The sequence below is a fragment of the Intestinibacillus sp. Marseille-P6563 genome (assembly GCF_900604335.1).
Taxonomy (GTDB): domain Bacteria; phylum Bacillota; class Clostridia; order Oscillospirales; family Butyricicoccaceae; genus Butyricicoccus_B.
The window spans coordinates 1-17795 of the sequence record NZ_UWOD01000004.1 but is presented as its reverse complement, the minus strand read 5'-3'; the positions used below and the strand labels follow the sequence as shown (position 1 = coordinate 17795).

The 17795-nt window shown below is 47.5% G+C and carries 16 protein-coding genes; 14 read left to right on the top strand and 2 right to left on the bottom strand.

Annotated features, from left to right (window positions below):
• Positions 1-5 precede the first annotated feature (5 nt).
• Entirely contained in the window at positions 6-341 is a 336-nt protein-coding gene (locus tag EFB11_RS16220) for a type II toxin-antitoxin system PemK/MazF family toxin (protein WP_122791405.1), read from the bottom strand.
• Positions 342-962: 621 nt separating this feature from the next.
• Here EFB11_RS16220 and EFB11_RS16210 point away from each other — a divergent pair.
• Positions 963-1619 (top strand): recombinase family protein, encoded by a 657-nt coding sequence (locus tag EFB11_RS16210; RefSeq protein WP_122791403.1) that lies wholly within the window; start codon positions 963-965, stop codon positions 1617-1619.
• Here EFB11_RS16210 and EFB11_RS16205 read toward each other — a convergent pair.
• The gene (locus EFB11_RS16205; RefSeq protein WP_243115268.1) at positions 1592-2911 is read right to left on the bottom strand and encodes a sensor histidine kinase; all 1320 of its coding nucleotides are present in this window, start codon (positions 2909-2911) and stop codon (positions 1592-1594) included. The two genes, EFB11_RS16210 and EFB11_RS16205, sit on opposite strands and share 28 nt — an antisense overlap.
• Before the next feature lie 245 nt (positions 2912-3156).
• Here EFB11_RS16205 and EFB11_RS16200 point away from each other — a divergent pair, with 245 nt between their 5' ends.
• The 13 genes from EFB11_RS16200 to EFB11_RS16145 all read left to right on the top strand — a co-directional run bounded on the left by EFB11_RS16200 (position 3157) and on the right by EFB11_RS16145 (position 17522).
• The gene (locus EFB11_RS16200; protein WP_122791401.1) at positions 3157-4728 is read left to right on the top strand and encodes a flagellin N-terminal helical domain-containing protein; all 1572 of its coding nucleotides are present in this window, start codon (positions 3157-3159) and stop codon (positions 4726-4728) included.
• A gap of 151 nt (positions 4729-4879) precedes the next feature.
• Complete coding sequence (locus tag EFB11_RS16195) at positions 4880-6988, top strand: glycosyltransferase family 2 protein (RefSeq protein WP_122791400.1); 2109 nt, start codon at positions 4880-4882, stop codon at positions 6986-6988.
• Positions 6989-6999: 11 nt separating this feature from the next.
• Positions 7000-7788, top strand: coding sequence for a glucose-1-phosphate cytidylyltransferase (rfbF, locus tag EFB11_RS16190; RefSeq protein WP_122791399.1), 789 nt, complete (start codon positions 7000-7002; stop codon positions 7786-7788).
• Complete coding sequence (locus EFB11_RS16185; RefSeq protein ID WP_122791398.1) at positions 7785-8705, top strand: glycosyltransferase family 2 protein; 921 nt, start codon at positions 7785-7787, stop codon at positions 8703-8705. The genes rfbF and EFB11_RS16185 overlap by 4 nt, the downstream gene beginning before the upstream one ends.
• 15 nt (positions 8706-8720) lie before the next feature.
• A complete protein-coding gene (locus EFB11_RS16975; protein ID WP_164706835.1) occupies positions 8721-9095 on the top strand; it encodes a hypothetical protein in 375 nt (124 codons plus the stop codon).
• Complete coding sequence (locus tag EFB11_RS16180; protein ID WP_330510786.1) at positions 9014-9988, top strand: radical SAM protein; 975 nt, start codon at positions 9014-9016, stop codon at positions 9986-9988. The genes EFB11_RS16975 and EFB11_RS16180 overlap by 82 nt, the downstream gene beginning before the upstream one ends.
• Positions 9989-10002: 14 nt before the next feature.
• On the top strand, positions 10003-10875 hold the full coding sequence (locus EFB11_RS16175) for a TylF/MycF/NovP-related O-methyltransferase (protein WP_122791396.1): 873 nt from the start codon (positions 10003-10005) through the stop codon (positions 10873-10875).
• 49 nt (positions 10876-10924) lie between these two features.
• On the top strand, positions 10925-11725 hold the full coding sequence (locus EFB11_RS16170; RefSeq protein ID WP_164706833.1) for a radical SAM protein: 801 nt from the start codon (positions 10925-10927) through the stop codon (positions 11723-11725).
• A gap of 195 nt (positions 11726-11920) precedes the next feature.
• Positions 11921-12889: an FkbM family methyltransferase gene (locus EFB11_RS16165; RefSeq protein ID WP_164706832.1), complete on the top strand. Its 969-nt coding sequence runs from the start codon at positions 11921-11923 to the stop codon at positions 12887-12889.
• Positions 12876-14378 (top strand): aldo/keto reductase, encoded by a 1503-nt coding sequence (locus EFB11_RS16160; RefSeq protein ID WP_164706831.1) that lies wholly within the window; start codon positions 12876-12878, stop codon positions 14376-14378. The genes EFB11_RS16165 and EFB11_RS16160 overlap by 14 nt, the downstream gene beginning before the upstream one ends.
• 27 nt (positions 14379-14405) lie before the next feature.
• Positions 14406-15281, top strand: a complete 876-nt coding sequence (locus EFB11_RS16155) for a radical SAM protein (protein ID WP_122791392.1) — start codon at positions 14406-14408, stop codon at positions 15279-15281.
• A gap of 29 nt (positions 15282-15310) precedes the next feature.
• Positions 15311-16363 carry a glycosyltransferase family 2 protein gene (locus EFB11_RS16150; protein WP_122791391.1) on the top strand — a complete coding sequence of 351 codons (1053 nt, stop codon included), beginning with the start codon at positions 15311-15313 and terminating at the stop codon, positions 16361-16363.
• Between the two features lies 1 nt (position 16364).
• The gene (locus EFB11_RS16145; RefSeq protein ID WP_164706830.1) at positions 16365-17522 is read left to right on the top strand and encodes a glycosyltransferase family 2 protein; all 1158 of its coding nucleotides are present in this window, start codon (positions 16365-16367) and stop codon (positions 17520-17522) included.
• Positions 17523-17795: the final 273 nt, after the last annotated feature.

Genomic DNA, 17795 nt, shown 5'->3' with positions numbered 1-17795 from the left:
CTCCTTTATTGTGCAATTCCCAAAGACACCAGCAGGCCGCGATCAATTGCCCGCATTTCATCTTCGGTGATTTTTCCTTCATAGGTCCCGACCCGGCTGATATCGACCGGGGTGATTTGTTCGCACAGAGCGGTGCTGGTTGGGCCAAAGCTCAAAACCGGGATATGGGTGGGAAGATTGGTTTTGTGCCGGCGGGTCAGAAAAACGACTTGCAGAACAGAAGAATAACGGTTGGCTTTGTCGTTAGACACAACGATGGCCGGCCGGTCACCCCGCTGCTCAGATCCAGTGGCGTTGGGATTGGAAATATAGAAAACATCGCCGCGCGAAATCGATCGCATAAAGATTCCTCCTTTTATGTTTTAATTGAAGTAAAATAAAAAAACCGTCTAACTTAGACGGTTTTCGCAAAATTACGGCTTGTGACGAAATGCGAGACACGGTATACTAAACATGCTACCGCCCCCACACCAGGTAGAGGAAGGGGGTGTTTCCAGTGGAGATCATCCTATCTTTTTCACTCTCTGTCTTGGCAAGTGTACTCGCCTACTACATTTGCAAATGGCTGGACAGAGAAGAATAGTTGGTAGCCAGCCTTGGGCCTAAGCCACCCACCCAAAACGGAATAGAAACGCCCCGGAGGTTGCAGCTCCGGGGCGTTTTGCTGTATCCAGTGGATACATCCTATCTTGCCTACTGATATAATAGCATGGATCAGCGGCTATTGCAAGTATAGCCACACGGCGAAAGATTTATAACCCTGCCGGCCGGGAGCACCCAACGCTGACGCTGCAAGCAGGCTCCTTTCGATAGTATTAAAATGTATACATTTTAAGATTATCCTGTTTTTGCCCGCAGGAAGTCTTGAAATTCATACATTTTCTATTTTAAGACGTCTTATTTCTTATCTTTACATTTTGATACCTTTGCCGTACAATAAATCCAGCAAAGGGGGATTTCACATGGCAGTTTATGGTTATCACCGCACCAGCACCACCGAGCAGCACCTGGACCGCGGCGTCCGGGCCATCCTGGAGTTTTGCGCCGCGCGGGGCTGGGAGCTGGCCGACTTATATACCGACCAGCAAACCGGCCGCCACTTCGACCGGCCGGAATACCGGTTCATGCGCCGACGCCTGCTGCCGGGGGATGTGCTCATTTTATCCGAGCTCGACCGCCTGGGCCGCAACAAAGAAGATACCTTAAAAGAGCTGCGGTATTTTCAGGAGCGCGGGGTGCGGGTGATGATCCTGGAAATCCCGACCACGCTGCTGGACGATTCAGCGCTCGATGACCAGATGGCCAACCTCATCTTGCAGACGGTCAACCAGATGCTGATTGAAATGTATGCCGTATTTGCCCAGGCCGAAATGGAAAAACGGGAAAAGCGCCAACGGGAAGGCATCGAAGCGATGAAGGCCCGCGGCGATTGGGCGCGGTATGGCCGGCCGCGCAAGCTGGACCTTGCCACCTTTGGCGAAGCGTATGAAAAGGTAAAGGCCGGTCAGATGCGCCCGACTGCCTGCATGCGGCAGCTGGGGCTCACCAAACCGACCTTTTATCGATATAAACAACAATGGGAACGGGAACATCAGGGGTTTAACAGCACAGACGCCTGAAACACACCATTTTCCCAGGTAAACCGGGCCGAACCATGATAATGCTCGGCGATCAGACGCACGGACTGGGTCCCAAAGCCCAGTCCATTTTGTTTGGTGGAATCCAGCCGGTCGCCCTTCCATTGGGGCGGCTCAGGACAGGTGTTTTTCACCAAAATGGCTAAGATCGTCGGGCCATTTTGCTGGATTTGTACCTGAATGGTCCGCTCCTGCATCAGCGCACGGCAGGCGTCGAGCGCATTTTCCAGCAGATTGCCCAGCAAGGTGCAAAGTTCCGGTTCGGGGATCAAGGTATCTCGTTCCATCCGGACCGTGATGTCCATTTGAATCTCTTCCTGGGCAGCCCAGGTGGCATAATAGTGCAGCACCGCATTGAGCGCAAAATTTTCGCAGTAAAACTTGGGGGTATCCAACGGGATCATCTGCATATGCGACTGCACATAATCGGAAACCGCTTGCAGGTCGCCGCTGTCAATGCAGCCCTGCAACGCAATGAAATGCTGCCGCAGATCGTGGCGCGCCCGGCGGGTGTCCTCCATGTTCTTTTGCAGGATGCGATATTGTGCGGCCTGCATGTGCAGCACTTCATTTTCCTGCACCAGCCGCATCCGGCGGCCGATGCCCCGGGCCATTAAGTAGAACATGAAATAACAAAACAACAGGAGTCCCAGCAATGCCAGCAAAATGGCTGCATAAACGCTCAGCATATAGCCGCTGTGTAAGATGTCATAATCGACCGGCTTGATGAACATATTCAGCGCAAAGAAAATGCTCGGAAGAATCCAAAACACATACCAGGTCGACGGCATTTCCATCTCGTTGAGCAGCCAGCGGGCGGCATGGGTCGCCGGATACCATAACACACCCAGCAGCAGCCAGCACAAGGCAAGATGTGCCCAAATGCCGGGATACGCAAACCAGGGGTCCAAATTTTCCTCGACGAACATCGCGTCGACTAAGGTCGCCAGATTGGTCAGACAGGAGATCACCCCGCACACCGCCAGAAACACACTCATCGATTTCCAAAGCGGCAACTGTACCACCCAGCAGAAAAACCCCAAAAAAACAAACATCCAGGGAAATAACCAGTTGTTGCTGGGCATATACAGGGTATCACATACCGCGCCGCCGACGATCACCCAAAGCAGCAAACCTAGGATTCCATAGGTTCTGAGTTTGCGTTCTGACACCCGCAGATGGCCTTTCATCGGCAGGAATGCCAGGATGGTGGCTGGGATGATCACCGTCAGTTCCAGCATAGGTCGCAGGACCTCGGGCAGATGCATCTGCATACCTCCTTTTCTGATCAATATTGTACCATAAATCCTTCCCAAACCGCAAAAAAAAGAAATCTTTTTCCGGACGCTTATTTTTGCCGAAAGCCTGCCGAAACATAAATTAGACTGAAATTTATCTGTTTCATGCCGTTTGCTTCAAATGAGGGGCGTGCCCCTTGTCTGAATAGATCACCCACCCACCTCAAGACCGCGGACGAAAGGATTCGCCGCGGGCGGATTCTGTAAAGGAGAAGTGAATCATGAGAATCCAACATAACATTATGGCAATGAATGCCTACCGTAACTATTCCAACAATACCTCGGCTCTGTCTAAGAACCTGGAAAAGCTGTCTTCCGGTTACAAGATCAACCGCGCTGGCGATGACGCTGCTGGCCTGGCGATTTCCGAGAAGATGCGTGCACAGATCACCGGTCTGGAAACCGCTCAGAAGAACGCGAAGGACGGCATCTCCCTCGTACAGACCGCTGAAGGCGCACTGACTGAAGTACATGACATGCTCAACCGTATGGTTGAACTGGCAAACCAGTCTGCAAACGGCACCTACGACGCAACCGACCGCCAGCAGCTGCAGAAGGAAGTTCAGCAGCTCCAGAGCGAAATCGACCGTATCGCCGATTCCTCGAACTTCAACGGCATCAAGCTGCTCGATGGCTCGCTGGAAGCAGGCGGCACGACCGCAGTGGAAATCACCGGTGCTTCTACCAGCACTACAGCTGGCACAGCCAACGTTACCACGGCTGGTGCTGCCATTAATGGTGCTACCATTAATGGCTTAGGAACAGGAGATCAGTTGAAGATTTCTTTGGGTTCGGATAATGGCACCACCTACAACATCACGCTGACCAAGCAGGGCAACACGTTAGTTGACGAGGCAACCGGCAAGAGCTATGCTCTGTCGACATCGACTGTTGCAGCTGATCAGAATGCTGCGGTTAATGAAGCAATTACCAGTGCAATCAACACAGCAACTGGCGGTACTTTCAAGGCAACTGTTGATGGCACCGGTAAGCTGGTTATGACCAGCGATGCAAAGGGCGCAAATGCCGACAAAATTACCTCGATGAGTGCGGTCACCACACCGGCAGCGGGCGGTGCTTCGACCAATCTCAATATCGGTGCAGTTACTATCTCGGAAGCCAATGCTGAAAAGGTTACTGTTACCACCACTAAGGCTTTTGCTGGTACTGAAGCTGCTGAAGCAATTAAGGCAGGTATCTTCTCCATCAATGGACAGAAATTTGTTCTTGCAACAGGTGATTCGGCAATTAAGAATGTACAGGCTGCGGTTGGTGATGACGTTACTGTGGTGACGGGTGCAAATCTGGGTGAAGCTGCTGGTCAGCTGGCGCAGGCAACCGGTCTGAATATCACCACAAGCGGTAACAATATTGATATTAGCACTGGCAGCGGCAGCGCGCTTAAGCTGCAGATCGGCGATACCTCGGACAGCTACAACAAGCTGGATGTAGAAATCAGCGATATGCACGCTTCTTCGCTCGGCATTGGCGGTCTGAATATCAGCACCCAGGACGGTGCTGCGGCTGCAGTTAGCCTGATCAAGCAGGCTATTAACAAGGTATCTGACGTTCGTGGTACTCTGGGCGCAACCCAGAACCGTCTGGATCACACCATCAACAACCTGTCTGTCATGACCGAGAACATCCAGGACGCAGAATCCACCATCCGCGACACCGATGTTGCCGACGAAATGATGGCTTACACCAAGAACAACATCCTCGTTCAGTCTGCTCAGGCTATGCTGGCGCAGGCAAACCAGGTTCCGCAGGGCGTTCTGCAGCTCCTGCAGTAAGATTTGTTCTTGCAACCCAAACACATTGCAAACCCATGCAAGGCGGGGCGGCTCTGTCCGCTCCGCCTTCTCTTTTGGGTCTGTCGGAAAAAACTTAATTTTTGAGTTCTTTCCGACATGCCTAAACGTTTAGAAAGGAACGGTGGGAAAGATGAACAAATGTGCAAAACCGATGCTTTCCATCGGTATGATCGTAAAGAACGAAGAACAAAAGCTGGAAAAATGTCTGAAAGCACTGCAGCCGCTGCGTGATGCTGTTCCCTGCGAACTGGTCATCGCCGATACCGGCTCGACTGACGGCACCCGTGCCATTGCCGAGCAATATGCCGATTTGGTGTTTGATTTTCCATGGGTGAATGACTTTTCAGCGGCCCGCAATGCGGTCATGGACAAATGCACCGGCTTATGGTATTTGACCGTGGACGCTGATGAATATCTGGATAGCGATGTGTCTGAATTAGTTTCCTTTTTCAGCAGCCCAGACAAAGACAAGGCCGATGCCGGTTATATCAAAATCCGGAATTATAACACGGCCGATATGCTTCCGGGAGACTGTAATGAATTTTTGGTCTGCCGTATGGTGCGTATGGAGTCTGGAATACGCTATACGGGTACCATTCACGAATCCTTACAGGCGTCCAGTGAAAAAGTCATTCGCTTTTTCTCAAAAACCATCCTGCATCACGATGGTTACGCTTGGAAAACGGAAGCCGATGCGCAAGCAAAAATGCAGCGAAATTTGCAACTGCTTGAAAAAGCTCTGGAGCAACACCCAAACAATGCGCGCATTTTGACGCAATGCATCGAATCATCCAACTTTCAGCCGGATCAGCGTCATTTTTACGCACATCGGGCTATGGATGTTCTGCAAAATGAACAAGTCGAAGAACCTTTATTTGCAGCATCTCTGGCACGAAACGCATGTATTGTTGCAACCGAAGAAAAGCTGCCCGAAGCCGCCGAATGGATCATTTGGGCACAGAAGCACTTCCCTGATTCGGCCTTTATCCGGGTGGATGTCTCTTTTTCGGCAGCTTTGCAGGCCCATCATGATCGGGATTCTGAAAGAGTCATTCAGGCGGGGGAACAATACAAAGCAGAATGGCACAGGTTCTGCAATAATTCTGCATTGCAGGCACAGACTCTTTGTATTGGCCCCTTGCAACGGACCAAGACCAGCGACCAGCAGATCCTTGATTTGATGTTGTCCGAAGCTTATGCCCGCACCGGCCATCCGGAAAAGTCCTGGGAAATGCTCCGTGGGTGGAATTTTTCGTCCGTAGCTCCGGAAATTCTGTCTGACTGGGTGCGCGCTATGACCTTGCTCGAGCACATCCCGGGCGCTAAAGAAGAAGTGCTGCGCGTCTTTAACATAACCGATTCGGAAGAAACCGAATCCAAACTGCGCCATACCTATGTCACTGCACTTTTGAATCTGTTCTGGAATGGACGCCAGGGCGTTGGCGTGTTCTGTCGCTTGCCCGGTTTGCTGGGTATCTGCGCAGCATTTTTATCGGAAAACGACCCAGCTGTCCGTGCCTCTTTGCTGGAATCGGTCACCAACTGGAGCGAATATCCCGTACCGCTGGCGCAGGATGCTATCCGGGCACGGATATCGCTTCCGGATAGCTTTTATGGGCAGCCCGCTGAGAAGTTGCGTGACGCCATTACTCTGCTGACTCAGCTGGACAATAATTTTGCAAACCATGCGATTTGGCTGACCCGGGAAGCTTGGTCCAAAGCGCTTCCCAAAGTCTGGTTTGCATTTGAAGCGGTTTCTTTGGCACTGCAGACACTCGAAATAGACGATATCACACTATATAAAACGCTGATTGCCTGTTTCCGCCAACTTGCAGACAGTTATTTGTCCCAGTGGTATCACCCCGATCTGCTCCGGGACGAAAATATGTTGCATCTTTTGCCCAATCTGCATCGGTTTGCCTGGTATTTTCTACGGTCGCAGGAGCAGCTCGATAAAGGCGATGTATCTGGCTGTGTCCGCGATCTCCGCCTTGCCTTGGAGCAAGGCCCTCAAATGAAAAATATGGTTGCTTTTATGCTGGACTGTGTGGAAAACGGAGATTATCCGGCTGCCATTGCCGAAGCTTCTCCCGAACTTTTGGAGCTGGCTGAAAAGGTCAAATCCATCTTGTCTGCCTATCCATCCGATGATCCGATGGTGCAAACCATCAAAGAAAGCGAAGCTTACCGTAAAGTTGCTTACCTGATCGAGGATTCGGGAGCCCAATGGCTCGTGTGAGGGATCAAGAGATGAAAGTTGTTATTTTAGCCGGTGGGCTTGGCACCCGCATCAGCGAGGAGAGCCATTTAAAGCCCAAGCCCATGATCACCATTGGTGAGCAGCCCATCTTGTGGCACATCATGAAATACTATTCCAGTTTTGGTTTTCAGGATTTTGTAATCTGCTGCGGTTATAAAAGCCATTGTATCAAAGAATATTTTGCCGATTATTATCTTTATCGCTCAGATGTCACCTTTGATTTCTCCGCCGAAAACCGCATGACCGTACACAACAATGTGGCAGAACCCTGGCGGGTCACTCTGGTAGATACCGGATTATATGCCCAAACCGGGGCACGTGTCAAACGGGTGCAAAAATACATTGGGGATGAGCCGTTTATGCTGACCTATGGCGATGGTGTGAGTGATGTGGACCTCAATGCATTGCTCCTGCAACACGAGGAAAGCGGTAAGACTGTCACACTAACCGGTATCCAGCCCGGCGGTCGGTTTGGTGTGCTCGATTTGGGCCCTTCCGGCACGGATATTATCGGATTCCGCGAAAAAGCCAAGGAGGACGGCGGCTGGATCAATGGCGGTTTTATGGTCATGCAACCCGAAGTGTTTGACTATTTGGAAAATCGGGATGATTGTATTCTGGAACGCACCCCTATGGAGCGACTAGCGGCCGATGGAAAACTGGGAATGTACCGGCATGAGGGTTTTTGGCAGTGCATGGATACCCAGCGCGATCGCGGCGCCTTGGAATATTTGTGGGGCAATCAAAAGGCTCCTTGGAAGAGGTGGGAAGACGAATGATCTCTGTCATTATGCTGACCTATAACCGGGAAGCTCTGGTCAGTCGCGCGATTGAAAGCATTTTGCACCAGACCTATCCGGATTTTGAATTTCTGATTATCGATAACGGATCGACCGACCAAAGCGGCGCCATTGCCGACCGTTACGCAGCACAAGATAACCGCATCCGCGTCATTCACCGGGAACGCGGTAACATCGGTTCCGGGCGCAACACCGGTCTGGATGCCGCGCAGGGGGAATACATCACCTTCATCGATGACGATGACTGGGCCGAGCCGGATTTTCTGGAATTTTTGCATGATCTCATCACCGAAACCGATGCAGATGTAGCCATTTGTGGTGCTGCGGATAAAATCTTTGATGAAAAGTGCGTCATGACGGCCGAACAGGCACTCATTACGCTCATGTGGCGTAAAAAATACAACATGGCGTTCCCCACCAAGCTTTTCCGCCGGGAAATGATGGAGGACCTGCGTTTTCCGGAAGACGGCAGTTACGATGACATTGCTTTGATGTACAAGCTGTTGGCCGGCGCCCAGAAAGTGGCCTATCACGGCCTACCCAAGTATACGTTTTACCGGCATCCGGGCAACAATTCGTCCTGGACGACCAATCATAAGTTGCTCAATCCTGCAACGCTGGACGAATATCTACATGCTTACCGGCAGCGCACGGTGTGGCTGAGTGAGAAATTCCCGGCCAGTGCCTCGGCTTTTCAGTACTTTGAATGGTCGTTCATGATCTCGATGGTTGAAAAAATCGAACGCCTGGGCCTGATCGACTGTCAGGCGCAAAAAGAAATCATGGTGCAGCAGTTGCGTGCCCATGCACAGGAGTTTTTACAGGCTCCAGAATGCCTGCCGTTTGAAAAAGAGTGGATGCAACAGTATGTCCTTGGAGATGGAAAAAATTTTTAAATAGGGGATGAAGACATGACTGACTATATTTCGCATATTGCCGCTCTTTTAGAGCAGGAAACGCCCGTTATTTTCTATACAGTTGGCAGTGTGACATTCGGTTATATTCGTGAACTGAAAAACCGCTTTGGAAAGAAACCCACCGCTGTTTGTGATGGAGATCTCCGGAAGCAGGGGAAAACCTTCCGCGGCTTAGATGACATCCAGGTGATTTCTCCTCAGGAGGCAATAGAACGCTTTCCGAATGGACAATTTTTCATTTGTTCGTTGGATTATCGATACCAGATTATCGGTTATCTGACCGAATCATGTGGTATGGCGCCCGAACGCTCATCAATTATGTACCGGTCAAAAAGGTACGCAGCTGTATGCTCTTGCAAAAGGCATTGATATACGATAAAAATGGAGACCTTCGATTCTGCTGGCAGCCTTCCTATCCTTTTATACCATCCAGTGATCCGATCGATGCCTCTGCATTTCTGCAATTGCGCAATAGCCTATTACAGAACATCGAAAATGGAACTGCTACGAACACACCTTGCGATGGATGTTCCCGTGTTCAAGAGGATTATTATCCTGTAAAGCCCCTATCGTGGTCTATCAACTATTTTTGCCACGGAATTTGTAACTACAAGTGCTCCTATTGCACACTTCGCAACCATGTTGAAATGGAACAACAACAAGGGAATCATTCTCTCAAAGATTTAATTCAAACATTTCAAAACACTGGCTTGCTCGGAGAAGATTATGGTGTATGTCTGTCTACCGCTGGTGAACCTTCTATACACCCGGATCGGAAAGAATTCTATCAGGCCGCCAATGGTACAGAATTAATTGTCAATACCAATGGTTTTGTATTTGATGAAGATCTTTACGAAACAATGAACCAGAAAAAGGTGCTTTTGATTTGCAGCGTGGATTGTGGAACCTCTGAAACATATCATAAAATCAAAGGTGTGGACGGCTTTGCTCGCATGAAACAAAATTTATCCCATTATGCACAAGCACCATTTGGGATTGTAGCATTAAAATACATCTTTGTCCCAGGACTCAATGATACCTTAGAAGATGTAGATGGTTTTATAAAACTCTGTGTTGAGGTCAATACAACATTTGTACTGGTAGCTATGGACTACTTCAGCGTAAATGAAATCTCCGAACATACCCGCAATATGATTACACATCTGAATCAAAAATTATTGGATTTTAATATCCTTTGTATTCCTTATACTGGGTATGAAACTGCAGAATATGGTAATATGATGCGGGAACTGCTGAAATAAGTGGAGAAGTGCGCATGAAAAAAGTTATTATCTTTGGAGCAAAAGATCTTGGTCGATGCTTATATGAAAAAATACATAAGCATTTTGAAGTTTTATTCTTTGTTGACAATGGGAATCCGCCTTTTGAGGTTGATCTCCCAGTATATCGTCCCAATATATTGCCCCAAACAGAGTTTGATCTTATATATATAGCCAGTGCACATGGCTGCAATGCAATCTATCATCAGCTCGTAGATGAGCTTCATATTCCAGCATTTAAAATCAACAAAGTCTGGGGTGAATCCCATATTGAAGAAAAAATCATCCCCACTCGGATTCGCTTTTTAGAAGATTTGGCCGAGCATTGCTATCAACATCATATTGAGGGTAGCTGTGCAGAAGTCGGCGTATGTACTGGTGCTTTTTCAGCCGAAATCAACCGCGTTTTTTCTGACCGTACCTTATACTTATTTGATACATTCGATGGATTTGATAGCCGGGATCTCGAAGTAGAACGAGCTATGAATTCAAATTATCCTGCAATTGATACCTGGATACAAGATGGTCAATGTCTAGACTTTCGTTCCGCATGCGCAGAGAACGTTATCAAACGCCTACCGTTTCCAGACAAGGCCGTCATAAAACAAGGATTTTTTCCGCAAACCTTTGATTTGGATCGGTCGATAACTTTTTCCTTTGTCAATCTTGATACGGATCTATATCAGCCAATCAAAGATGGATTGGAAATTTTTTATCCCCGTATGACGCGCGGTGGTGTTATTTTGGTACATGATTACTACTCCATGCTTTTTGGGGTAACTCGCGCGGTCAATGAATTTGTGGAAAAATACCATGTGCCTATCCTGCCTATCGGCGATTATAAGAGCATCGCCATTGTAAAAGTATAATATCCCAGAGAATTTTGAAGGTATTTTGATGTGCAAAGGAGAAAGAATTATGTCAAATCCATTGGTTGCACGCCGTCTGGCCATTGTGCCGACGACTAATTGCAGTTTGAATTGCAAACTTTGCTGTGACTTTTTAAATGGACCGGTCAAGCGGCGGGATATCCCGTTTGAGCAGGTCTGCCGTGATATTGATGCCTGCTTTGATCTGATCGACCATGTAGAATGGCTGCAATTTGTAGGCGGCGAAGTCTTCATTTATCGCGATTTTCCGAAACTGCTCGATTATGTCCAAAAATACCGGGACCGTTTTGACCGGATCATCATCGAAAGCAACGGTACCGTCTTCCCCAACGAAGAAGGCCAGCGCGCGATTTTGTCCTATGGCAAGGATATTAGCCTGTTTATCAGCGATTATGGCAAGCTTTCGCGCGCTCGCGATCAGTTTATTGCCTTTTTTGAAGAGCATCAGGTCGATCACCGTCTCAAAAAATATTATGGTGACGATCAATATTTTGATGGATGGATCGACAACAACAACCCGCATGACCTGAAGGAACCCGGCGATGTTCTGGAAGTGAACTCCCGCAACTGTGTACAAAACCGCTGCAAGAACATGCACTGCTTTGACGGCAAGTTATATCGCTGCTCCAACTCGTGCTTTATGCAGGAAATGGGGCTATTTCCGCCCAAGCCCGGTGATTTTGTCTATCTTCACGACGATTCGGTCAGCCGGGAGGAAAAGCGCGAAATCATCGAGCAATTCTATGAATACGCTCGTCAGTCCTGCCGGTATTGCAAATTTAAATATATTGGTATCCTGCCTCGTCATCCTGCCGCTGAACAATTATAAGGAGTTTCTATGTATCCGTATTATGCAGCCAGCCAGCACATGGGGAATTTATATGATCTCTTGCTGGATGACCGGTCGCGCCGTGTCTTTTGGGCACGTCTGGCCTGCGATATCAAACCATCCATCCATCATTTTCTGTCCCTTTTCCAATTAACTGGTCTGCTGAATCCTACACAGGAAGGCTGGGAGGATACCATGACCCGGCTCCAGCAGCAGGGCAAAAAGCTAGTCCTTTACGGTGCTGGAGTTTGTGGCGAAATTATTGGACGACAAATGCAAACAGAAAATTACAATTTCTTTGGATTTTGTGACCAGCATGCGGATGCCATGCCAAATGGTAAGCTAGGGAAACCTGTGATTTCACCTGCGCAACTGTTTGAACAGGCGGACGATTTCTATGTCGTTATTTGCAGTATGGATTACGATGCGGAAATTGAGCAATATCTATTCGAAAACCAGTTTCCGGCCGATCATATCCTTCCATATTTCCGCAGTTTTGGCCATTCGTTTGCCAGCTTGACGCAAAACGAATATTTTGAGTTTCCAGAATACTTTCCGCCGGATACTGCCTTTGTCGATGGTGGAGTCTTCCATGCCGAAAATAGTATACGATTTGCCGCATGGAGCGGCGGAAAGTATTCTAAAATCTACGCCTTTGAGCCTGATCCGCATAACTATCAACAGGCCGGACAGGCTCTGCGGGATGCCGGAACCGAACGCGTTGAGCTGATTGCCGCTGCGCTCGGCCAAACACCAGATCTGGTCTCGTTTGTTTCCAGCAACAACTTATATAGCCATATTCAAACCAATGAACCCATCCACGGTACCTTCGTGCCGGCAGATTCTACTGCCGAGATCCATCAAATCCCGGTCAAACGGTTGGACGATATCGTCCAGCACACCGTGGGGTTCATGAAACTGGATGTGGAAGGACAGGAAAAAAATGCACTGCTCGGAGCGCAGCAGATTATTCAGCGCGATCATCCGCTTTTAGCGGTCTGTGTATACCATCGTCCCGGCGATATGCTGGACCTTATGACGTATCTGCATGAATTGGTCCCGGAATACCGGTTCTACCTCCGGCATTACAGCCAAATTCATTATGATACCGTATTATATGCCGTCGATCCAACCAGAAAGGATACATCCCATGGGAATCTTTAAAAAGCATTTTCCTCTCGGCCTGGGTACCGCACGTTTTCCTATTTCCGGGCCACAGGATACACAAGGGTTTGAAACCTCGGTACAAATCGTCCTGCGCGCCTTGGAACTGGGGATGGATTATGTCGATGTCGGCCACATGTATTCAGCTGGTATGGCACTGCACATCCTGCGGGAGGCATTTCACCGCACGGACCGTCCATTTTCAGTTACGGCCAAGGTGCAGTATGGCATCGATTATACGGCAGAGGATGCCGTTGGGCGCGTGGAATATTATTTAAAAACCATGGACCTGCCCAAAGCCCAGTATTTCACCTGCTGGTGTATTTGGAGCTATGCTGATTTTGAAAAAATTATGGCACCCGGCGGCATTTACGATGGCGCCAAACAGCTCCAGCAGCAGGGCAAGATTGACCATATCTGTGCCTCTTTGCATGCTCCTCCGCAGGATATCATTCGAATCATTGAAAGCGGTGCATTTGAAGGGATCACCATTTCCTACTCGCTTCTCAATGCCGCTCAGATGCGTCCGGTTCTGGAAGCTGCGCAGCAGCATGATGTCAGCGTTGCGGTTATGAATCCCTTAGGTGGCGGTGTGATCGCGCAGAATACCAACTATTTTTCCTTTGCCTGTGGGGATGGGGATGAAAATAATACCATCCATGCTGCCCTGCGCTTTGTCAAATCCCATCCGGCCGTCGATATCGTATTATCGGGCGCCAACAGTCCGGCAGAACTGGAAGATAGCTTCGGTGTCTTTTCCTCCCCGGACCCGCAGGTTCCGGCTGACCGCTATCAACGTGTGCTCGAGCAGGCATCTTCTCTGCAAGGTTTTTGTACGGGCTGCAAATACTGCGAGGGCTGCCCCAAGGGGATCCCGACCCATGCCATCATGCAGGCACGCAATGCCCTGCTCTTTGAACCCGTTGCCTCCTATAACCGGCAAGGTCCGGAGGATCTGCTGCGGGATCTCCAAATTTTCCGCAAGTTATATTATGACGATGGCTGGTTCCCGGAAACGGCAGAAAATCCCTGCATCGGCTGTGGAAAGTGCGAACGCTCCTGTACGCAAAAGCTCGCCATCATCGAAGGGGTTGCAGACATCTATGCGCGTGCCAAGACACGTGGCTATCACAAACAGGCGCAGTGTGACCGGCTAAAAGAACTGCTGTACCAAAAAGGATATCAGCGGGTGGGGTTATACCCCAATGGCGGTTTCACACGGCGTATCCTGGATTTTTATCAGGAATGTTTTGGAGAGCCGGATTTCGAGTGGATCTTTTTTAATAGTTCGCCTGCTTTATGGGGTACCTCTGATCATGGCCACATCGTGCATGGGCCATCTGAAATCCCCGAGCTTCGTCCGGATATTATTCTCATCAGCACCTATCGGTATGATGAAGAAATCATGGATAGCCTGCGTCCATTTGCAGAGCTTGGTATCCGAATTGAAAAACTACATCGCGAAAGCGATATGCCTTGGATTTTTTAAGATCCATTTGATGAAGGAGGCTTTTTCATGGATCATCTGATGATGCATCAGACCGGTATTGCAGTGACAATGGCCTGCAATCTGAAATGTAAATTATGCAGCAACTATGCCCCCTATTATGCTTGTCCCCCGCATGAATCGCTTGAGCATTTCCGTGAAATGATGCGGCGGTATTTTACGATCGTCACTCATGTGCGCAAGCTGATGGTTACCGGTGGGGAACCTTTTCTGCATCCGCACCTGGATGAATTTATCCGGGAGATCCAGCAGTATAAAAACCAGCTGGACATCTTTGGTGTGATCACCAACGGTGGGGTCATTCCGAAGGACAGCCTGTTGCAGGCTGCCAAGGATTTTGGCGAACCCTTTCATGTGTTAATTGACGATTATGGACCGGAGCATTCCCCCAATGTACCGGCTGTCATCGAGCGTTTGAAAGCTTATGATATCCCATATATCTGGCGGCATTACAGTGGGAAAGACGCACATTGTGGCGGTTGGGTCGATTTTGGCGATTTAACGCAAAAAAAATGTGAAACCCAGCAGCAGGCGGAAGCGCTGTATGCAAAATGTGCCTATCCGCAAAAGCTGCATTTTGCTTTCGACCTAGTCGATGGTGTGATGTATCCCTGCGGTCCCAGCCGCCGCTGCCAGGAACTTGGCATTGCAGGCGATGCCTCGGAATACATCGATCTATTTGACGACTCTCTTTCTGTCGAACAGCAGAGAGAAAAAGTGGCTGCGATTTATGAGCGCAAAACCCTTTCTGCCTGCTTTTACTGCAACGGGATGCATGAGGATTCTCCCCGTTTTGAGCCGGCCGATCAGTTAACGGAAGAAGAACTTGCTTTGGTTCGAAATGGCGCCCGACTGTATGCGGAAGTACAGGCTCGGAAAGTATAGAAAATTTCATATTTTGGAGTGAAGCAAGAATGGCAAAAGTAGTTGTCTGGACGCAGGCATATAATGCTGAAAAAACCTTGCGCCGCGCAATGGACAGCATTTTACAGCAAACCTATACCGATTTCGAATACTATGTTTTGAACAATGCATCCACCGATGGGACCGGTGCAATCATTGAAGAATATGCAAAAAAAGATCCCCGCGTGATCCCTCTGTCGGTTGAGAGGAATTCCATAAAAGCAAGCAAACCGTTTTTACTAAATATTGCAAAAACAAAAAATATGCAATGGCTCGTTTGGTGCGATGCTGATGATTCCTATTCCCCTGATTTCCTAAAAAAAAGTATTGATTTTGCCGAAACAGAGCATTTAGATTTAGTTGCATCTGGTTATGACTATGTAGATGGCTCCACAAATCAAACGTTAAAAATCAAATCTTTAAAAGAGAATCTAATCCTAGAAAAAAACACATTTATTGATCATTTTGTAGAATTTCGCGCATATACAACTACAGTATGGGCCAAATTGATAAATTTTCCCTCCTATATTTCTATTATTACTCGGGACGTAGATGACTCCTATAAAGCGTACACTGAAAGCAGTGGCGTATTAGCTCTATTTAAACAAGCTGATCGGGTCGGAATACTAAAAGATGTGATGTATCACTATTATCAATACCCATCCTCTTTAATTCGAACACTCGATCCTGCATTTTTCTTTGGCTATAATCAGCATTGGGATATTCTGAAACAATATGTAGCATCCTATGGACCTATCAGCAATCGTAATATGGATTTCTTATATGCCATTTATCTATCATTTATAGAAGAGCGCCTGAATACGATTTACGCTGCTCCCATATCGTTTGATCAAAAAATCAAATACATTACGGACATTTTAGATAATAATCGCGCAAAAGAAACTTTTTCCAGAAATGCCAGCCCAGAATTTCGAAATCTGGCTGCACGAAAAAATTTCTTAGATGAGATATACAATCAAGTTGCAAATCTGCAAAAACAAGCGAATATATCATATGATTTATCCGATCTATTTCGGATTATTGATTGCTTGCAGGAGTTATAAGATGACAAAATGTATTGTTTATACATATGCATACAATGCTGAGAAAACCATAAAGCGTACGATTGATAGCGTATTAGCGCAAACATATTCTGACTTCATATATTATGTTGTAGATAATGGATCTACTGATTCTACCTATCAATTAATTGAAAATTCAGCCAAGCATGACTCTCGAATCATACCTTTAAGGAACGAGAAGAATCATATTTGGATTTCCGGAAATTATTGGTTTGATATTATTTATCGATCCAATCCAAATGACTTTTTCTGCTTTATCGATGCTGATGATGCGTACAAGCCAGATTTTTTAAAAAAGTCTCTTGATTTTATCCAGAAAAATCAATTAGACATTGCTGTATGTGGCAGTGACCTAATAGACTCAAAAACCAATCAAATTCAAAATATACGAAAACTGAGTTCCAATCTTATTTTGGAAGGGCAAGGATTTTCCTATTATTTTCCTCTTTATCATCAGTTCATGCGTACAATGTGGGCTAAAATATATCGTATGTCCCTTTTACAAAAATTTGATTTTTCGCGAGTTCCAATGATTTATTATGGCGGAGACACTCTGTTTGCAACAGAAAATTTCAGAAATGCATCTCGGGTTGGTATTTTAGCAGAATCTCTCCATGAATATTATGTATTTGAGCATTCGGTTTCTTATCAATACGATTCCGATCGCCTCCGTTCTCCCGAAATATTATATCAAAATGTGGAACATTTTTTACAGGGAAAATGTTCTCAAATAACCCCACGCAATCAAGATTTTCTGCTTTGTGTTTATTTGGGTGATTTGCAAGACGCACTCCGTGTTTTGTGGAACACTCCTATTACTGACATCGAAAAGCTTTCTCATCTCCTTGTCCTATTTGATAGTCAACCGTTGCGCTTGCTCTTACAGGCAGATCATTTAGGCGACCTCTATGGACTACTCCCCCATATAAAAGAGCAACGATATCAATTGTTTTCACATATGGCCGATTGGATGCTCACACTCGATGAGGTTCCGGATGAACAGGTAGAGCGTTTCTGCCAGTTAGGCGAACTATTGTGTGCATCGATTACAGAAGCCGAAAAATGGATATGCTTTCGAAATCTGCATATTCAATATTTGCGCGCCGTTGACCGCACACAGGAAGCTTCCATGTTGGAATAAACAGAGACCGCATTATGAGCCATCGCGATTTATTTCAGTGACATTTGATGGTGTGAAGCATGTTTCACAAATTAGAGCCTTGTAGGTTTCTTTTGGCTTTTGCAAAACTTATTCCACCAAACTCAGAAAATCCCCGGACAGCTTTATGGACTGCCCCAGATTGTGCGGACAGTACAAAAAAGAGCCCTGGTAGGAAAGATTGAGTTTTAAGCGGAGAGGCGTCGCGTAAGCGGCGCTTCTCCAGTCTTTAGCTGGATGCGCTCATGGTTGTAA